Below are 14,187 nucleotides of genomic sequence, written 5' to 3' on the forward strand. Positions count from 1 at the left end.
ACGTCCGGCCCGCTCAGCGGGTCAGCGCCGTATCAATGGCCCGCTGCAGCCGTTCCATGCCGAAGGTCACGTCCTGCACCACGCCATTGACGAAGAACGACGGCGTGCCGCGCACCTGCCATTGCGTGGCGCCGCGCATGTCGTCGCGGATGTGCGGCAGGTGCGCATGCGCGGACATGTCCTGGTCATAGCGGTCCAGGTCCATGCCAAGCATGCCGGCGTAGTGGCGCAACGCGTCAGCCTTGAGGCCGTCCGGCTTCTCGTGCAGCAGGCGGTACATCTGCCAGAACTTCTGCTGCGCGCCGGCCGCTTCCGCGCATTCGGCGGCGGCTTCGGCCGACGGGTGCCAGTGCGACATTGGATAGTGGCGGTAGACGAAACGCACCTGCGGGCCATAGTGCTCCATCAGAATCTTCATGGCGCCGTAGGCGATGCGGCAGTATTCGCATTCGAAATCGCCGTACTCGACGACGGTGACCCTGGCGGTGTCGGGGCCGATCGCGTGATCGGCGGGGGTGATGGCGACGTCTGGCATAAGGCGCTCCGGTGCGTGGGCGGGCGGCCCGGGGAGTTTCAGTTTAGGCGCAGACGGGGTGTAGGAGGAGAAGCGGGGTTGGGAATTGGGCGATTACCTGTGTCTGCTCACTTGGCATCGGGCTGCATCAGAGCGCTGACATGAGCCATCGCACTGGTGGCCAATGCGTCAAGGCTATAGCCTCCTTCCAGGATCGATACGATGCGGCCGTCGCAGGTCTCGTCGGCAATCTGCATCAGTTCCTTGGTGATCCAATGGAAGTCGCTGTCCTCCAGGTTCATGCCAGCGAGGGGATCCAGACGGTGCGCGTCGAATCCCGCGGAGACAATGAGGATTTCGGGGGCGAACGCCCTTAGCGAGGGAAGCACGAGGGCGGAAATCGCGGCACGGAACTGCGCCGGCTCACAGCCGCGAGGCAACGGAACGTTGACGATATTGTGGTTCACCCCTGTCTCGGACCGGGCTCCGGTACCGGGATAGAAGGGCGACTGGTGGCTGGATGCATAGAACAGCTCCGGGCGGTCGAAGAATGCTGCCTGGGTTCCGTTGCCGTGATGCACATCGAAATCGACCACAGCGACGCGCTCGAGTTTGTGGACCTCATAGGCGTAGGCTGCCGCGATCGCCGCCTGGTTGAAAATGCAAAAGCCCATCGCCTTCGCCGGTTCAGCGTGATGGCCGCACGGCCGCGTCGCGCAGAACACGTTGCGCGCCTGGCCGTCCATCACCGCATCGACACCCGCGCAAGCAGCGCCGACGCAGCGCATGACGGCTTCCCACGAGCCCGGCGACATGACCGTATCGCCCGCATCCAGCGGCACGTATCCCTCGGTGGGGGCGCTTTGCGCGATCTCGTCGATGTAGTAGGAATGGTGGATCAATTGCAACTGCTCGACGGTGCCCATTGGCGCATCACGCCATTCCAGAGAAGCGAACTCGGGCGTTCGCAACGCCTGCACGACGGCTCTCAGGCGTTCGGGCGACTCCGGATGGTGCGGCCCGGGTCGGTGTTCGAGGCACGCGGCGTGGGTATAAATAAGCGTAGTTGTCATGTTCGGCTGTACTCGGTTTCAACCGGTGACGCCTGAATCGCACACCGGTGGCCTACATCCATGTCACGGCAATTCCATCAGATATGTAATATATCAGTAGAATTTGGTGTCGCCGAGGCACGAACACCAACTGTCCAGCCGATTTGGAAAAGCCGCAGCGCCCGCCAGCCAATTCAAAATTCGGCACGGCCGTGCTTTTGTGCGTGGTATTTAACTTTTTGATCGATGGTCCCGTCGAGCGGTGGCGTTCATTGCGAATCTGTCACTCCCACACTCGAGGGTCGGCGAATGGGTGGGCAGCACCGAATCGCAGGAGAGTCGCACGTTGGCGGCACAGGCGGGCGCAACGCCGCGCGTGCGGGTGACCTGGATCATGAACAATCTGTCAGGCGATCTTTCGGTCGAGGCGATGGCGCAGCGGATCCTCATGAGCCCGCGCAATCTGGCCAGGGCATTTGCGGCCGAGACCGGCAGCACCCCTGCAGCCTTTGTCACGCGGGCACGATTGGAACGGGCCACGACGCTACTTCTGCAAACGGATTGGCCGCAGGAGAAGATCGCCTCGGAGAGTGGCTTTCGGTCAGTGGACGCCTTTCAGCGGGCGTTTGGTCGAGAGAAGGGCTGCACTCCTAACATGTACCGCTCGAATGGTGGACAGTCGGTTTGATTGTATGAGGTCTTCATGCTGATTGGCTGCAACTAGCTTTACTCGACCAGCTGCGGATATCCCGAATATGAAGAGCAGGCTCGGCGGGCCACCAAAACACATTCACGGGGGACGTCACGCCGGTACGTGGCCGGGCGAGGGAGCGCCGGAGCTTGCTCGTTGCCTGAGGAGGAACTTCTGGATCTTGCCGGTCGACGTCCTGGGAAGGCGGCCGATGACCACCTTCTTCGGCGCCTTGAAGTGCGCCAAGTGGGCGCGGCAATGTTCGATCAGTTCGCGCTCGCCGACCCTGGCGCCATCGACGATTTCGACAAAGGCGCATGGCGTCTCCCCCCAACGCTCGTCCGGCTGGGCGACGACGGCTGCCACGCGCACCGCGGGGTGCCGGTAGAGCACCTCCTCCACCTCCAGCGAGTTGATATTCTCTCCGCCGGAAATGATGACGTCCTTGGAACGGTCCCGGATCTGTACATAGCCATCCGGGCAGACGACTGCGAGGTCACCCGAGTGGAACCAGCCGCCGGCAAAGGCCTCCGCCGTGGCCTCCGGGTTCTTCAGGTAGCCCTTCATCGTCATGTTGCCGCGGAACATAACTTCGCCGATGGTCTTCCCGTCCCACGGCACCGGCACAAGGGTTTCGGGATGTAGCACGGCCATGCCTTCCTGCGCAGTGTAGCGGACGCCCTGCCGTCCTTTCCGTTCCGCCAGCGCACCGATGCCGAGGTCGTCCCATTCGGGCTGCTCCACGCAAACCGCAGCGGGGCCGTAGACCTCGGTCAGCCCGTAGATCTGGGTGATCCTGATCCCCATGCGCAGCAGGCCTTCGATCACCGGCATCGGCGGCGGCGCGCCGCCGATGAGTCCGTGGACCGGATGGTCGATGCCCGCCTTCCACGGTTCAGGTGCGTGGGCGAGCATCGCATGCACGATCGGCGCCCCGCAGTAGTGAGTGACCTGGTGCTCGCGAATCGCATCGAGCACGGCGGCAGCATCCACCCGCCGCAGGCAGACGCTGGTACCGGCGTTGGCCGCCAGCGTCCAGGCGAAGCACCAGCCATTGCAGTGGAACAGCGGCAGCGTCCACAGGAAGACGGCGTGCCGGGGCATGCCCCAGTCGAGCATGTTCGACAGCGCAGCCAGATAGGCGCCGCGATGGTGGTAGACCACGCCCTTTGGGTTGCCCGTGGTGCCGGAGGTATAGTTGAGGGCGATGGCCTGCCATTCGTCGGCGGGCTCGCCGCCCTCCCAGTGCGGATCGCCCTCGGCCAGGAAGCCCTCGTATTCGATCTCCGCCAGCCTGCGGCCCCCTTCGACGGCGGGATCGATGATGTCAATCACCAGTGGCTTGTCGTCGAGCAGTTCCAGTGCGGCTTCGACTACGTCAGCGTACTCCGTGTCGGTGACCAGCACCTTTGCATCCGCGTGCCTGAGCATGAAGGCAATGGCGGCCGCATCCAGACGCACGTTCAGCGTGTTCAGCATGGCGCCGCTCATGGGCACGCCGAAATGCATCTCCAGCATCTCCGGCGTGTTGGCGGCCATCACGGCCACCGTATCGCCAGTCCTGACGCCGGCGGCCACCAGCGCCGACGCGAGGCGGCGGCTGCGGTCGAGCATTGCCCGCCAGCTCGTGCGGCGCTCGCCGTAGACGATGGCTGTACGCTCAGGGTAGACCTCGGCCGTCCTTCGCAGGAAGGAGATCGGCGTCAGGGGCACGAAGTTGACCGGGCTGCGCTCCAGCCCATCCGCGCTGTGTTCGACGTGTTCCATGGATTGCCTCACTGGCTGCAGCCGTGCGTCAGCGCATTACGTCGCGGGAGATGATCATCCGCTGGATCTCGGAGGTCCCCTCAACGATCTCGAGCACCTTGGCATCCCCGAACGCGCGCGATACCGCGTACTCCGTCATGATCCCGTTGCCGCCGTGGATCTGCACGGCCTGGTGGGCCGCCTCCATGGCCTTCTCGGTTGCGAAGAGCTTTGCCATCGAGGCCTGCCGATCGTAGGGCAGGCCCTCGTCTTTGGCCACCGCGGCGTCGTAGAGCATCAGGCGGGCAGCGTGCGCGTGGGTCGCCATGTCGGCCAGCTTGAACTGCAGCGACTGGAACTGGTCGAGCGTCTTGCCGAACGCTGTACGCTCGCTCATGTAGCGGACGGAGCGTTCCAGCGAGCCCTGCAGGATGCCCAGGCCCAGCGTTCCGATCAGGATGCGGCCGGTGCTCACCTGTGACAGGGTCTGCCTGAGGCCGGCCCCGAGCTCGCCGAGCAGGTGCTCGGCAGAAATGGTGCAGTCCTCGAAGAACAACTCGAATGTGGTCGATCCGCGCCAGCCGATCTTGTGCAGCTTCTTGCCATGGCTGAAGCCGGACGTGCCGTTCGGCACGATGAAGTTCGAAATGTCCTTGCGGCCGTCGGGCCGGATTCCCGTCACCGCCGCAATGACGATCGGACCGGTGATCTCGGAACCCGAGTTGCTGATGAAGGTCTTGGCGCCATTGATGACCCAGCGGCCATCCTTCAGCACGGCGCGGGTCTGGATATTGGCGGCGTCGGAGCCGGCGTTCGGCTCTGTCAGGCCGATGCAGCCGACCTGCGTGCCCGCCAGGATCGGCCGCAGGAAGCGCGCCTTCTGGCCATCGGTGCCGTAGTTGTTGAGCAGGCTGGCCGCCGTCGAATTGGCCATGATGGCCACCGCCACGGCGCAATCGACGCGGGCGATCTCTTCCAGTGCAATGGCGAAGCCAAGCCAGTCGCCGCCGCTGCCTCCCCAGGCTTCGGGGTACGGCAGCCCGATATAGCCCAGTTCGCCGGCCCGGCGCCAGACCTCGTAGGGAAAACTCTCCTCTTCCCACAACCGGTGGGCGACCGGTGCGATTTCTTCCTCGGCGAAGCGGCGCACCGCCTGCCGGATAATCTCGTGGTGTTCCGCGATGTATGACATCGTCTTTCTCCTCAATACGATTCCTGCAGCATCGCCAGGTAGTCATCGACCGTGGCAGTGCGGGGATTGGTGGCGTGGCAGTGGTCCTTCGTGGCGGCGACCGCGATGTCCTCCAACGCCTCACGCGGCACGCCCATGGCGCCGAGACCAGCCGGCAACCCGAGACGGGCGTTGAGTTCGCTGATGGCCTGAGCCGGGTCCCCGCCGGCGGGCAGGCCCATGGCCTGGACAAGCGCGGCCTGCTTGGCTTGGGTCGCCGGCTTGTTAAAGCGCAGCACGGCCGGCAGCAGCACGGCATTCAGCGTGCCGTGGTGCAACGAGACGCCGGGCACCGCGCCCAGCGGGTGCGACAGGGCATGCACCGCGCCCAGCCCCTTCTGGAAGGCCAGCGCGCCTTCCATGGCGGCCATCATCATGTTCCAGCGCGCGTCGCGGTCGCAGCCGTCGGCGGTGGCCTTGCCGATATTGGCTATGCCGCGGCGCAGGCCGTCCAGGGCGATCGCTTCGGCGGGCGGGTTGATGGCCGGCGCCAGGAAGGTCTCGATGCAGTGGGCGATGGCGTCCATGCCGGTTGCGGCGGTCAGGGCCGGCGGCAGGCCGAGCGTCAGTTCGGGGTCGCAGATGGCGAGCTTCGGCAGCAGGAACGGACTAAGCAGGCCGAGCTTGCGGCCGGACTCCATGACGATGACCGCGCCCCGGCCCACTTCGCTGCCGGTACCCGCAGTTGTCGGGATTGCCACCAGCGGGGCGACCCGGCTGGTGATCCGGCTCGCGCCGCCCTCCACCGCAGCGTAGGTCTGCAGCGGTGCCGGATGGGTCGCCAGCAGCGCGGTGGCCTTGCCCAGGTCGATGGGCGACCCGCCGCCCACGGCCACGATGCCGTCGCAGCCGTTGCCCAGGTAAAGGCCGGTCGCGGCGGACACAGCGGCTTCCGTCGGGTTGGGTGGGGTGTCCTCGAAGACGGTGGGAGAGCAATCCGGGCCCAAGGCGTCGAGCACCTTGTCGGCGATGCCGGCGGCGCGGATGCCGCGGTCGGTGACGATCAGCGGTCGCTGGATGCCCAGGCGCTGCAGCTCGGCCCCCAGCATCCGGATGGCGCCGAAATCGATGTGGACGGTAGTCAGGTAGTTGATGACAGCCATGTTTTCCTCGTAGATATGTCGATGCGTCAGGCGCGGAACAGCGTCGGGTCCATGCGCGGAAGCGGCTCCGCCACGCGCGCCGGCGGGAAGGCCATCAGGTCTAGTACCTGGGACCTGACGTCTATACCGGGCGCAACCTCCTCCAGTACCAGTCCGTCTGCCGCCACTGAGAAAACTGCGCGCTCGGTGATGACCTTGGCCTCCTGGCCGCGCTCGGCCACGTTGCGCCCCAGTGGATAGGTGATCTCGTCCACGCGCTCGACGAACTTGCGCACGCTCCCCTCGCGCCCGACCGACAGGAAGCCGTCGGTGGTGGCGGCGGCGAGGCCGCCGGTGGTGAAGGTGCCGGTGAACAGCAGCTTGCGCGCGTTGTAGGCGATGTCGATGAAGCCGCCCGGCCCCGGATTGGCCGCGCCGAAGCGGCTGACGTTGATGTTTCCGTCCCGGTCGAACTGGGCAAAGGCCAGCGCCGCCATCGGGCAGTTGCCGCCGTCGATGAAGTCGAACTGCGAGGGGCCATCGATCAAGGCCTCCGGATACTTGTTGGCGGAAAATTGCCAGCCGCTCATCACGACGCCGCCGAAGGGGCCGTGCTCGGTGGTGAAGCTGTAGCGACGCAGGCCGCCGTCGGCGAACAGGCCGTCTTCCATCATCACCGTGGGCACGTCGGACGAAGCACCGAAGCCGAAGATGCTGACCTCGCCGGGTCTGATTTCCCGGGCCGCCCGCCGGGCGATCACCTTGTCGGCGCCGGGCGTCAGGCGGTCCGAGGCGCGGCCGTCGAAAAGCTGGCCGCCGAGATAGGCATCGTCGTACCGGATGTCGGTGGTCATCATGGCGTCGGGTTCCACCACGACGCGATCCACCAGCACGCCGGGAATCCGCACCGCGTGCGCCGGCCGGGCGTGGCGCGGCACCAGCTTGCGCACCTGTGCGATCACGGTGCCGCCTGACGCCTTCACCGCCAGCGCCATGGCCAGCGCGCACGACGTGATCGGCTCGTCCTCGAAGCTCAGGTTGCCGTGCTCGTCGGCGCTGGTGGCACGCAAGAACGCCACGTCGAGCGGCCAGCTCGGATAGAACAGGTATTCCTTGCCGCCCAGCTCCTGCACCCGCACCAGGTCGTCGGTGGCGCGCGCCGTGTACTTGCCGCCCTGCTGGCGCGGGTCGATGTAGGAGCCGAGGCCGATGCGCGTCAGGTAGCCTGGGCTGCGCCGGGCGACTTCGCGCAGCCAGTGCATGGTGGCGCCGATCGGCCAGCAGTAGGCTTCCACCCGATTCTCGCGGATCAGGCGCATGAACTCGGGGCGCTTGCCGGTGGCCGGATTCACCGCATTGGTAAAGTTGCCCGACACGATCCGCTTCATCAGCCCTTCGACGGCCACGTGATCCATGCCGCGGATGCCCATGCCGTCGCCGACACTGACCGGGAAGAAGAAGGTCAGGTCACGAGGCGACCCAGTCTCGTGGAAGCGTTGCGCCAGCGCCTGGAACAACGCGTCCGGCGTCAGCCAGCCGATCACGCCGACGCTGCCCACGCTCTGACCGGGCCGGATATCCGAAACGGCCTGCGCCGCAGTACAGATCTTGCTCATGCGATCTCTCACCTTTCTGGCCGCTCGCAGCCCGGGCTCAGGCCTGGAAATGGATGATGTGGGTACCGACGCAGACCGTCTCTCCCCGCTGGTTGAGTAGCGTCGCCTCAGCCCACAGGCGCTTCTTCTCGTCGTCGGCGCGGGCAATGCGGTAGTTCACGGTGAGGGTGTCTCCGATGCGAACGGGCTTGGTGAAGCGCACGTTGTCGTAGCCGTAGGAGACCGCCGGGCGCTTGATCATGTCGAGATACTTGGTCACGGCGCCGGCGATGAAACCGACCATCATGGCGCCCTGCGCGATGCGGCCGCCGAAGCCCATGCGCTTGCAGTATTCGTCGTCCATGTGGTTGGGGTGGTTGTCACCGCTGATGCCGGCGAAGGCATAGATGTCGTACTCGCCGAGGGTGCGGGTGTAGCTGGTGTACGTGCCAACAAGGGTGGATACGTTGCCTTCGTGCGGGATCTTGATGTCGGACACTTGGTTTCTCCGGGAGTGGGTTGGGTTCAGACCTGGGTGGCGTCAATCCTGCCCGCGAGGATGAGCAGAGATTCGAAGAGAAAGTAGTCGCCCCAGACCAGCTCGTTATCCATGGCGACGCCATTGCGCTTGTTGAAGCAGCCGCCGGTGAGGATGCCAGCCTGCCGTTCATCGCCTGGGCTGACCGGGGTCAGGAAGCGGATCACGAGTTGCTCGATGCTCTCGACGGCGGCCTGGCGGTAGACCGCCGCACGCTCCGGGATGAGCACAGCCAGTTTGAGCAGGCTGGCGGCGGCGATGGCGGTGGCCGAGGTGTCGCGGTTAGTGTGCGGGATGGCGGGATCGTCGAAATCCCAGAAGGCCACGCGGTCGGCGGGCAGGTGCGCGACCCACCAATCTGCTACGCGGATCGCGTCGGATTCGAACGCCTGCTCGCCGCACGACAGCGCCTGTGCGAGGCCGAGCATGCCCCACGCCTGGGCGCGGGCCCAGGTGCTGCTGTCATGGATGCCCTTGTGCGTGTAGCGCTTCACGAGCGAGCCATCGGTAGCGTTGAATGTGGCGGACTGGCAGACCGAGCCATCCTCGCGCACGCACAGGGCAATGTGCTGGCGCAGGTGCTGGCGGCCGATCTCGCCCGTGCCGAGCGCGGCGTCGTGCCGCAGCAGCAGCGCCACGGTGCCCGGAATGGCATCGATGTTGGCCTCGCTCGTCCCCACGCTGGAGGCCTCCTCGGCCTCGGTGCCGAGCGGGATCAGGCGGGCCGCTTCGCTGTACATCTCCGCCAGGCCACGCGTGCCGTCGAGCGCGAGCCCTGCGGCCTGCGGATCGGCCAGCAGCGAGCCGCCGAGTTGCGCGCCGTACCAGAAGAGGAATCCCTTGAACACCGACTTCGACGCCACCCGCGGCGCCAGCCGTGCGGACCACATGCGGGCGCTGTCGCGGTACTTCTGCTCGCCGGTGCGCAGGGCAGCCAGCCACAGCATCCCGACCCAGAAGCCCCCGGTCCAGTCGCCGGCCGGGGAGCGTGTCCAGGTGCCGTCGGCCGGATCGCCATAGTGCGGAAAGCCCGCCTCGTCCTGCGCGATCGTCGCATCGATGCGTTGCAGGATGCGATCGAGCGCATCATCGATCAGTCTGGAATCCATATGTTTGTCTCCATGCGTACATTGGCTTTTCCGTTCTCCGGTGCCAGCCTTGCGGACCGGCTGGGGTGGTACGCGGGGCGGGGTATGCATGGAATCGTAGGGATTGCGCAAACTAGTGTCCAATATATAATTAATCGATCTTTTATACTTGCTGGATATAGTGATGGACCTTCGCCACCTCCGGTACTTCATCGCCATCGCTGAGGAACTTAATTTCACGAGAGCGGCCGAGCGACTGCACATCGCCCAGCCTCCGCTGAGCATGCAGATCCGCCAACTCGAGGAGGAGATGGGTGTCACACTGCTAAATCGCTCGCGTCGGCACGTGGAACTGACGGAGGCGGGCCGCGTTTTCCTTGAGCAAGCGCGGCAGATCCTGCGAGCTACCGAGAGGGCAGTCGTCCAGGCGCAGCGCGCGCATCGCGGCGAAACGGGTCGGCTGACGGTCGGCTTTTTCGAACACGCGTCCTACACGATGCTGCCGCCCATCCTGCGCGCCTACCGAGAGCGTTTTCCCTCCGTGGAAATCCTGCTGCGCTGGTTTCCGGTCGTCAAACAGGCGGAAGCGCTGCGCCGGGGTGACGCGGATATTTCTTTCATGCGGCCGGTGCCCGACCTTGAGGACGTGACATGGGAGACCATCCTCGAAGAGCCCTTCGTGCTGGCCGTGCCGGCAAGACACCCGCTGGCGAACGCTGAGTCGATCTCACTGAAGAATTGCGCGCAGGAGCCCTTCGTCATGTACACACCAGAGGCGGCGCCGGACTTCCACGCCATGAACATGCGCATGTGCGCGTCGGCGGGTTTTGTACCGAAGGTTGTCTCGGAAGTGGGGCAGGTCTATACGCTACTCGGCCTGGTCAGCTCCGGTGCGGGCCTCGGCTTTGTGCCGGCGTCAGTCCGGAAGGTGAAGTTCGACCACGTGGTTTACAAGCCGATCGAAGGCCGGCAGCCGACAGTGGAGATCATGCTCGGCTATAGCCAGCGCACCCCAACGCCGCTCATGACGGCGTTCATCGAGACGGCCAAAAGCATGCTGTGAGGGTTCCCCCCGACCTCGCCCGCTGCAACAAAACTGGCCGACGCCCATCACGAGCGAATCGACGAATTCCCGCGCGATGCCTTCGGCACGATCCGGCAACGGCGTATCGAATGTCGCCCCATGCCAGTGCCCGGCCCGCACAACCCCGGCAAACAGCCGCAACTGGCGCGCCGTGCGCGCCCGCTCGCCCTGCAGCCGCGCTCGCGGCAGGGCCGTCTCGGCCATGGCGCGCTCGATGAGGGCGTCGCCGAGGCCTTCGATGCCGATGGCGATGGCTTCCAGGAAGCTGGCGCGCGGCCCGGGCGTCGTCTCGCGATACCTCGCAAAGCCGCTCGCAGCGAGGCGGCAGGCCTGGGCGACGTCCGGGTGATCCTCATGAAGCCTTCTTGCCAACGAGCGGGCAGCCACCCTCTGCCATCGGCCGGAACGCCTCGTTGGCGGGAATGGTGGCGATGAGCTTGTAGAAGTCGCCCGCATACTTCGATTCCGACGGCTTCTTCACCTCGAAAAGGTAGAGCGGGTGGATCTTCCGGCCGTCTTCGCGGATGCTGCCCTTGCCGAACAGCTTGTCGTCGGTGGGCATCGCCTTCATCTTCGCGACCACGGCGGCGCCGTCGCCGTCCGCCTTTATCGCCGCCACTGCCTTCAGGTAGTGGATCACCGCCGAGTACGTGCCCGCCTGCGCCATGGTCGGAAACTTGCCGTTGTTCGCGGCGGCGAATTCCTTGCCGAACTTGCGGTTCTCGTCGGTCATGTCCCAGTACCAGGTCTCGCTCAGTAAAAGGCCCTGGGCGGCTTTGAGGCCGAGCGCCTGGACGTCGCTGCTGAAGACGAGCAGACCTGCCAGCTTCTGACCGCCGGCGGTCACGCCGAACTCGGCGGCCTGCTTGACCGCGCCGATGGTGTCGCCCCCGGCGTTGGCCAGGCCCACTACCTGCGCCTTCGAGGCCTGAGCCTGAAGCAGGTAGGAGGAGAAATCGTTGCCCGGGAAAGGATGCCGGACCTTGCCGAGGACCTTGCCACCGTTCTTGACGACAACGGCCTCGGTGTCGCGTTCGAGCGAGTGGCCGAAGGCGTAGTCAGCAGTCACGAAGAACCAACTCTTGCCCCCCGACTTGACAACCGCCTTACCAGTCCCATTCGCCAGTGCCCACGTGTCGTAGGCCCAGTGGATCGCATTGGGCGTGCAGGCCTTTGCGGTGAGGTCGGAGGTGCCGCCGCCGGTGACAATCATCACCTTGTTCTTCTCCTTGGCCACCTGGTTGACCGCCAGGACGACCGACGAGGTCGGCACGTCGACGATAGCGTCCACCTTGTCCACGTCGAACCAGCGGCGGGCGATGCTTGCCCCGACGTCCGGCTTATTCTGGTGGTCGGCTGCCACGATTTCCACCTTCAGACCATGCTTCTCTGGCGCGAAGTCCTGGACCGCCTTCTTCGCGGCCCAGACCGAACCGGGACCAGCCAGCCCGGCATAAACGCCGGTCTGATCGTTGAGCACGCCGATCCGGACCACGCCGTCCGTGATCTCGGCCTGCGCCGTCGAGGCCGCCAGCAGCGCGGCGAGCGAAAGCAGCTTGATGCGATTGTTCATCCTGTGTCTCCTCTACTGTGGGGATATATATGGGGTGTTCCGTTCAGCGCTCGATTTCATGCCTTTCCTTCCACGCGCCGGGCATGCACGCCTGCTCCGGCGGGGGTTTCGTCATGACTTGGTGCCGGCACCGCAGCGTGGCGCGGTGCCGACCGGCCGCGGCGGTTGCCCACGATGTTCTGGCAAAACGCGTTCAACTCGCCGACGATGCCGCGGCGGAACGCCAGCACGCACACGACGAAAATGCTCCCCATGATCACGGTGATCATGGAACCGACCTTGTCCGCCAAGGCGTTCTGGATGGCGACCACGATGCCCGCGCCCACCACCGGGCCGAAGGCAGTGCCAAGGCCGCCCAACAGCGTCATCAGCACGACTTCGCCGGAGGTGTGCCAGTGCGCGTCGGCCAGGGTGGCAAACTGAAAGACCAGGGTCTTGGTGGCCCCGGCAAGGCCGGCCAGGGCCGCCGAGAGGACGAAGGCCAGCAGCTTGTAGCGCGCGACGTCGTAGCCCAGCGAGGTGGTGCGCGCCTCGTTCTCGCGGATCGCCTTCAGGATCTGGCCGAAAGGCGAATGGATGATCCGGTGGATCAGCCAGAAGGTGAACAGGAAGATCGCCAGAACGAAGTAGTACATGCGCAGATCCGACGCCAGGTCGATCAGGCCGAACAGCCTGCCTCGCGGAATGGCCTGCAAGCCATCCTCGCCGCCGGTGAACGGCGCCTGCAGGAACAAGAAGTAAAACATCTGTGCCAAAGCAAGCGTGATCATCGCGAAGTAGATGCCCTGCCGGCGAATAGCCAGCGCCCCGACGACAAAGCCCGCGGCAGCCGAGACGGCCGTGCCGAGCAGCAGGCCGAGTTCCGGGGTGAGTCCCCAGGTCTTCATGCCGTAGCCCGATATATAGGCCGCCGTGCCGAGGAACGCCGCATGGCCAAACGAGAGCAGGCCGGCATAGCCGAGCAGCAAGTTGAAGGCGCAGGCGAATAAGGCGAAGCACAGCACCTTCATCAGCATCACCGGATAGAGCACGGCCGGGGCAGCCAGCGCGCCCAGCAGCAGGACACCGTAGCCAAGATTTCTCATTTTCATACTCGACCTCACTTTTCCTTGCCAAACAGGCCTGCCGGACGAACCATCAGCACGATGACCATGATCACGAAAACCACCGTGGCCGACGCCTCTGGATAAAACACCTTGGTCAGTCCTTCGACCACGCCCAGCCCCAGCCCGGCGACGATCGCGCCAAGGATGGAACCCATGCCGCCGATCACCACCACCGCGAACACGACGATGATCAGGTTCGACCCCATCAGCGGACTTAGTTGCCCCGTCGGCGCTGCCAGCACGCCGGCCAGCCCGGCCAGGCCCACGCCGAAGGCATAGGTCATCATCACCATTACCGGCACGTTGATGCCGAAGGCTTGGGTAATGCTTGGGTTCTCGGTGGCGGCGCGCAGGTAGGCGCCGAGGCGGGTCTTCTCGATCGTGAACCAGGTCAGCAGGCACACTGTGAGCGAGGCGCCGATGACCCACGCGCGGTATTTCGGCAGCATCATGAAGCCGAGGTTGAAGGCGCCGGCCACCTCGTCGGGAATCGAATAGGGCTGCCCCGAGACGCCGAATTGGAAGCGGAACAGGCCTTCGATAATGAGCGCCAGTCCGAAGGTGAGCAGCAGCCCGTACAGGTGGTCGAGCTTGTACAGCCACCGCAGCAGGCCGCGCTCGATGGCGATACCCGCCAGCCCGACCAGCACCGGCGTCGCCAGCAGCGACCACCAGTAGCTGATGCCAAGATACTCCAGGCCCGCCCAGGCGACGAATGCGCCCACCATGAACAGCGCGCCGTGGGCAAAGTTGATGATGTTGAGCATGCCGAAGATCACGGCAAGTCCGAGGCTGAGAATCGCGTAGAACGAGCCGTTTACCAGCCCGAGTACGAGTTGCCCCAACAGCCCCTGTAGGGGGACTCCCAGAATCGTTGTCATGTTGTC

The 14,187-nt window shown here is 65.2% G+C and carries 13 protein-coding genes and 1 pseudogene; 2 read left to right on the top strand and 12 right to left on the bottom strand.

Annotated elements, in window-relative coordinates; all coding sequences use genetic code 11:
- Positions 1 to 13: 13 nt before the first annotated feature.
- Together AC3FNH_RS16195 and AC3FNH_RS16200 are read right to left on the bottom strand one after the other, a co-directional pair.
- The gene (locus AC3FNH_RS16195) at positions 14 to 535 is read right to left on the bottom strand and encodes a DsbA family protein (RefSeq protein ID WP_488720754.1); all 522 of its coding nucleotides are present in this window, start codon (positions 533 to 535) and stop codon (positions 14 to 16) included.
- Between the two features lie 107 nt (positions 536 to 642).
- Complete coding sequence (locus tag AC3FNH_RS16200) at positions 643 to 1,587, bottom strand: histone deacetylase family protein (RefSeq protein WP_488720755.1); 945 nt, start codon at positions 1,585 to 1,587, stop codon at positions 643 to 645.
- A gap of 292 nt (positions 1,588 to 1,879) precedes the next feature.
- Here AC3FNH_RS16200 and AC3FNH_RS16205 point away from each other — a divergent pair, with 292 nt between their 5' ends.
- The gene (locus AC3FNH_RS16205) at positions 1,880 to 2,254 is read left to right on the top strand and encodes a helix-turn-helix domain-containing protein (protein ID WP_488720756.1); all 375 of its coding nucleotides are present in this window, start codon (positions 1,880 to 1,882) and stop codon (positions 2,252 to 2,254) included.
- Between the two features lie 114 nt (positions 2,255 to 2,368).
- Here the strand turns inward: AC3FNH_RS16205 and AC3FNH_RS16210 are convergent, their stop codons facing one another.
- From AC3FNH_RS16210 to AC3FNH_RS16235, 6 genes are read right to left on the bottom strand one after another with little or no spacing between them, the layout of a single operon-like run.
- A complete protein-coding gene (locus tag AC3FNH_RS16210) occupies positions 2,369 to 4,024 on the bottom strand; it encodes an acyl-CoA synthetase (RefSeq protein ID WP_488720757.1) in 1,656 nt (551 codons plus the stop codon).
- A 28-nt stretch (positions 4,025 to 4,052) separates the two neighbouring features.
- Positions 4,053 to 5,195: an acyl-CoA dehydrogenase family protein gene (locus AC3FNH_RS16215; protein WP_488720758.1), complete on the bottom strand. Its 1,143-nt coding sequence runs from the start codon at positions 5,193 to 5,195 to the stop codon at positions 4,053 to 4,055.
- A gap of 11 nt (positions 5,196 to 5,206) precedes the next feature.
- Positions 5,207 to 6,337, bottom strand: coding sequence for an iron-containing alcohol dehydrogenase (locus AC3FNH_RS16220; RefSeq protein ID WP_488720759.1), 1,131 nt, complete (start codon positions 6,335 to 6,337; stop codon positions 5,207 to 5,209).
- 26 nt (positions 6,338 to 6,363) lie between these two features.
- A complete protein-coding gene (locus AC3FNH_RS16225) occupies positions 6,364 to 7,932 on the bottom strand; it encodes an acyl CoA:acetate/3-ketoacid CoA transferase (RefSeq protein WP_488720760.1) in 1,569 nt (522 codons plus the stop codon).
- A gap of 37 nt (positions 7,933 to 7,969) precedes the next feature.
- A complete protein-coding gene (locus tag AC3FNH_RS16230; RefSeq protein WP_488720761.1) occupies positions 7,970 to 8,410 on the bottom strand; it encodes a MaoC family dehydratase in 441 nt (146 codons plus the stop codon).
- Between the two features lie 26 nt (positions 8,411 to 8,436).
- Complete coding sequence (locus AC3FNH_RS16235) at positions 8,437 to 9,558, bottom strand: glycosyl hydrolase (RefSeq protein ID WP_488720762.1); 1,122 nt, start codon at positions 9,556 to 9,558, stop codon at positions 8,437 to 8,439.
- Positions 9,559 to 9,721: 163 nt separating this feature from the next.
- Between AC3FNH_RS16235 and AC3FNH_RS16240 the strand changes: the two genes are divergently transcribed.
- A complete protein-coding gene (locus AC3FNH_RS16240; RefSeq protein ID WP_488720763.1) occupies positions 9,722 to 10,600 on the top strand; it encodes a LysR substrate-binding domain-containing protein in 879 nt (292 codons plus the stop codon).
- A gap of 87 nt (positions 10,601 to 10,687) precedes the next feature.
- Here the strand turns inward: AC3FNH_RS16240 and AC3FNH_RS16245 are convergent.
- From AC3FNH_RS16245 to AC3FNH_RS16260, 4 genes and pseudogenes are all read right to left on the bottom strand, one after another.
- Positions 10,688 to 10,963, bottom strand: a pseudogene (locus AC3FNH_RS16245) (aldehyde dehydrogenase family protein); the annotation flags it as partial.
- 10 nt (positions 10,964 to 10,973) lie between these two features.
- Complete coding sequence (locus AC3FNH_RS16250) at positions 10,974 to 12,194, bottom strand: ABC transporter substrate-binding protein (protein ID WP_488720764.1); 1,221 nt, start codon at positions 12,192 to 12,194, stop codon at positions 10,974 to 10,976.
- Between the two features lie 56 nt (positions 12,195 to 12,250).
- Positions 12,251 to 13,279 carry a branched-chain amino acid ABC transporter permease gene (locus tag AC3FNH_RS16255; RefSeq protein WP_488720784.1) on the bottom strand — a complete coding sequence of 343 codons (1,029 nt, stop codon included), beginning with the start codon at positions 13,277 to 13,279 and terminating at the stop codon, positions 12,251 to 12,253.
- Positions 13,280 to 13,293: 14 nt separating this feature from the next.
- Positions 13,294 to 14,181, bottom strand: coding sequence for a branched-chain amino acid ABC transporter permease (locus tag AC3FNH_RS16260; protein ID WP_488720765.1), 888 nt, complete (start codon positions 14,179 to 14,181; stop codon positions 13,294 to 13,296).
- Between the last annotated feature and the right edge of the window lie 6 nt (positions 14,182 to 14,187).

The organism is Cupriavidus sp. 22TCCZM01-5 (genome assembly GCF_057798915.1).

Excerpts from the sequence above, each read along its gene's own strand:
- AC3FNH_RS16195 (WP_488720754.1), bottom strand. The coding sequence starts at position 535 with ATGCCAGACGTCGCCATCACCCCCGCCGATCACGCGATCGGCCCCGAC.
- AC3FNH_RS16200 (WP_488720755.1), bottom strand. The coding sequence starts at position 1,587 with ATGACAACTACGCTTATTTATACCCACGCCGCGTGCCTCGAACACCGA.
- AC3FNH_RS16210 (WP_488720757.1), bottom strand. The coding sequence starts at position 4,024 with ATGGAACACGTCGAACACAGCGCGGATGGGCTGGAGCGCAGCCCGGTC.
- AC3FNH_RS16215 (WP_488720758.1), bottom strand. The coding sequence starts at position 5,195 with ATGTCATACATCGCGGAACACCACGAGATTATCCGGCAGGCGGTGCGC.
- AC3FNH_RS16220 (WP_488720759.1), bottom strand. The coding sequence starts at position 6,337 with ATGGCTGTCATCAACTACCTGACTACCGTCCACATCGATTTCGGCGCC.
- AC3FNH_RS16225 (WP_488720760.1), bottom strand. The coding sequence starts at position 7,932 with ATGAGCAAGATCTGTACTGCGGCGCAGGCCGTTTCGGATATCCGGCCC.
- AC3FNH_RS16235 (WP_488720762.1), bottom strand. The coding sequence starts at position 9,558 with ATGGATTCCAGACTGATCGATGATGCGCTCGATCGCATCCTGCAACGC.
- AC3FNH_RS16240 (WP_488720763.1), top strand. The coding sequence starts at position 9,722 with ATGGACCTTCGCCACCTCCGGTACTTCATCGCCATCGCTGAGGAACTT.
- AC3FNH_RS16250 (WP_488720764.1), bottom strand. The coding sequence starts at position 12,194 with ATGAACAATCGCATCAAGCTGCTTTCGCTCGCCGCGCTGCTGGCGGCC.
- AC3FNH_RS16255 (WP_488720784.1), bottom strand. The coding sequence starts at position 13,279 with ATGAGAAATCTTGGCTACGGTGTCCTGCTGCTGGGCGCGCTGGCTGCC.
- AC3FNH_RS16260 (WP_488720765.1), bottom strand. The coding sequence starts at position 14,181 with ATGACAACGATTCTGGGAGTCCCCCTACAGGGGCTGTTGGGGCAACTC.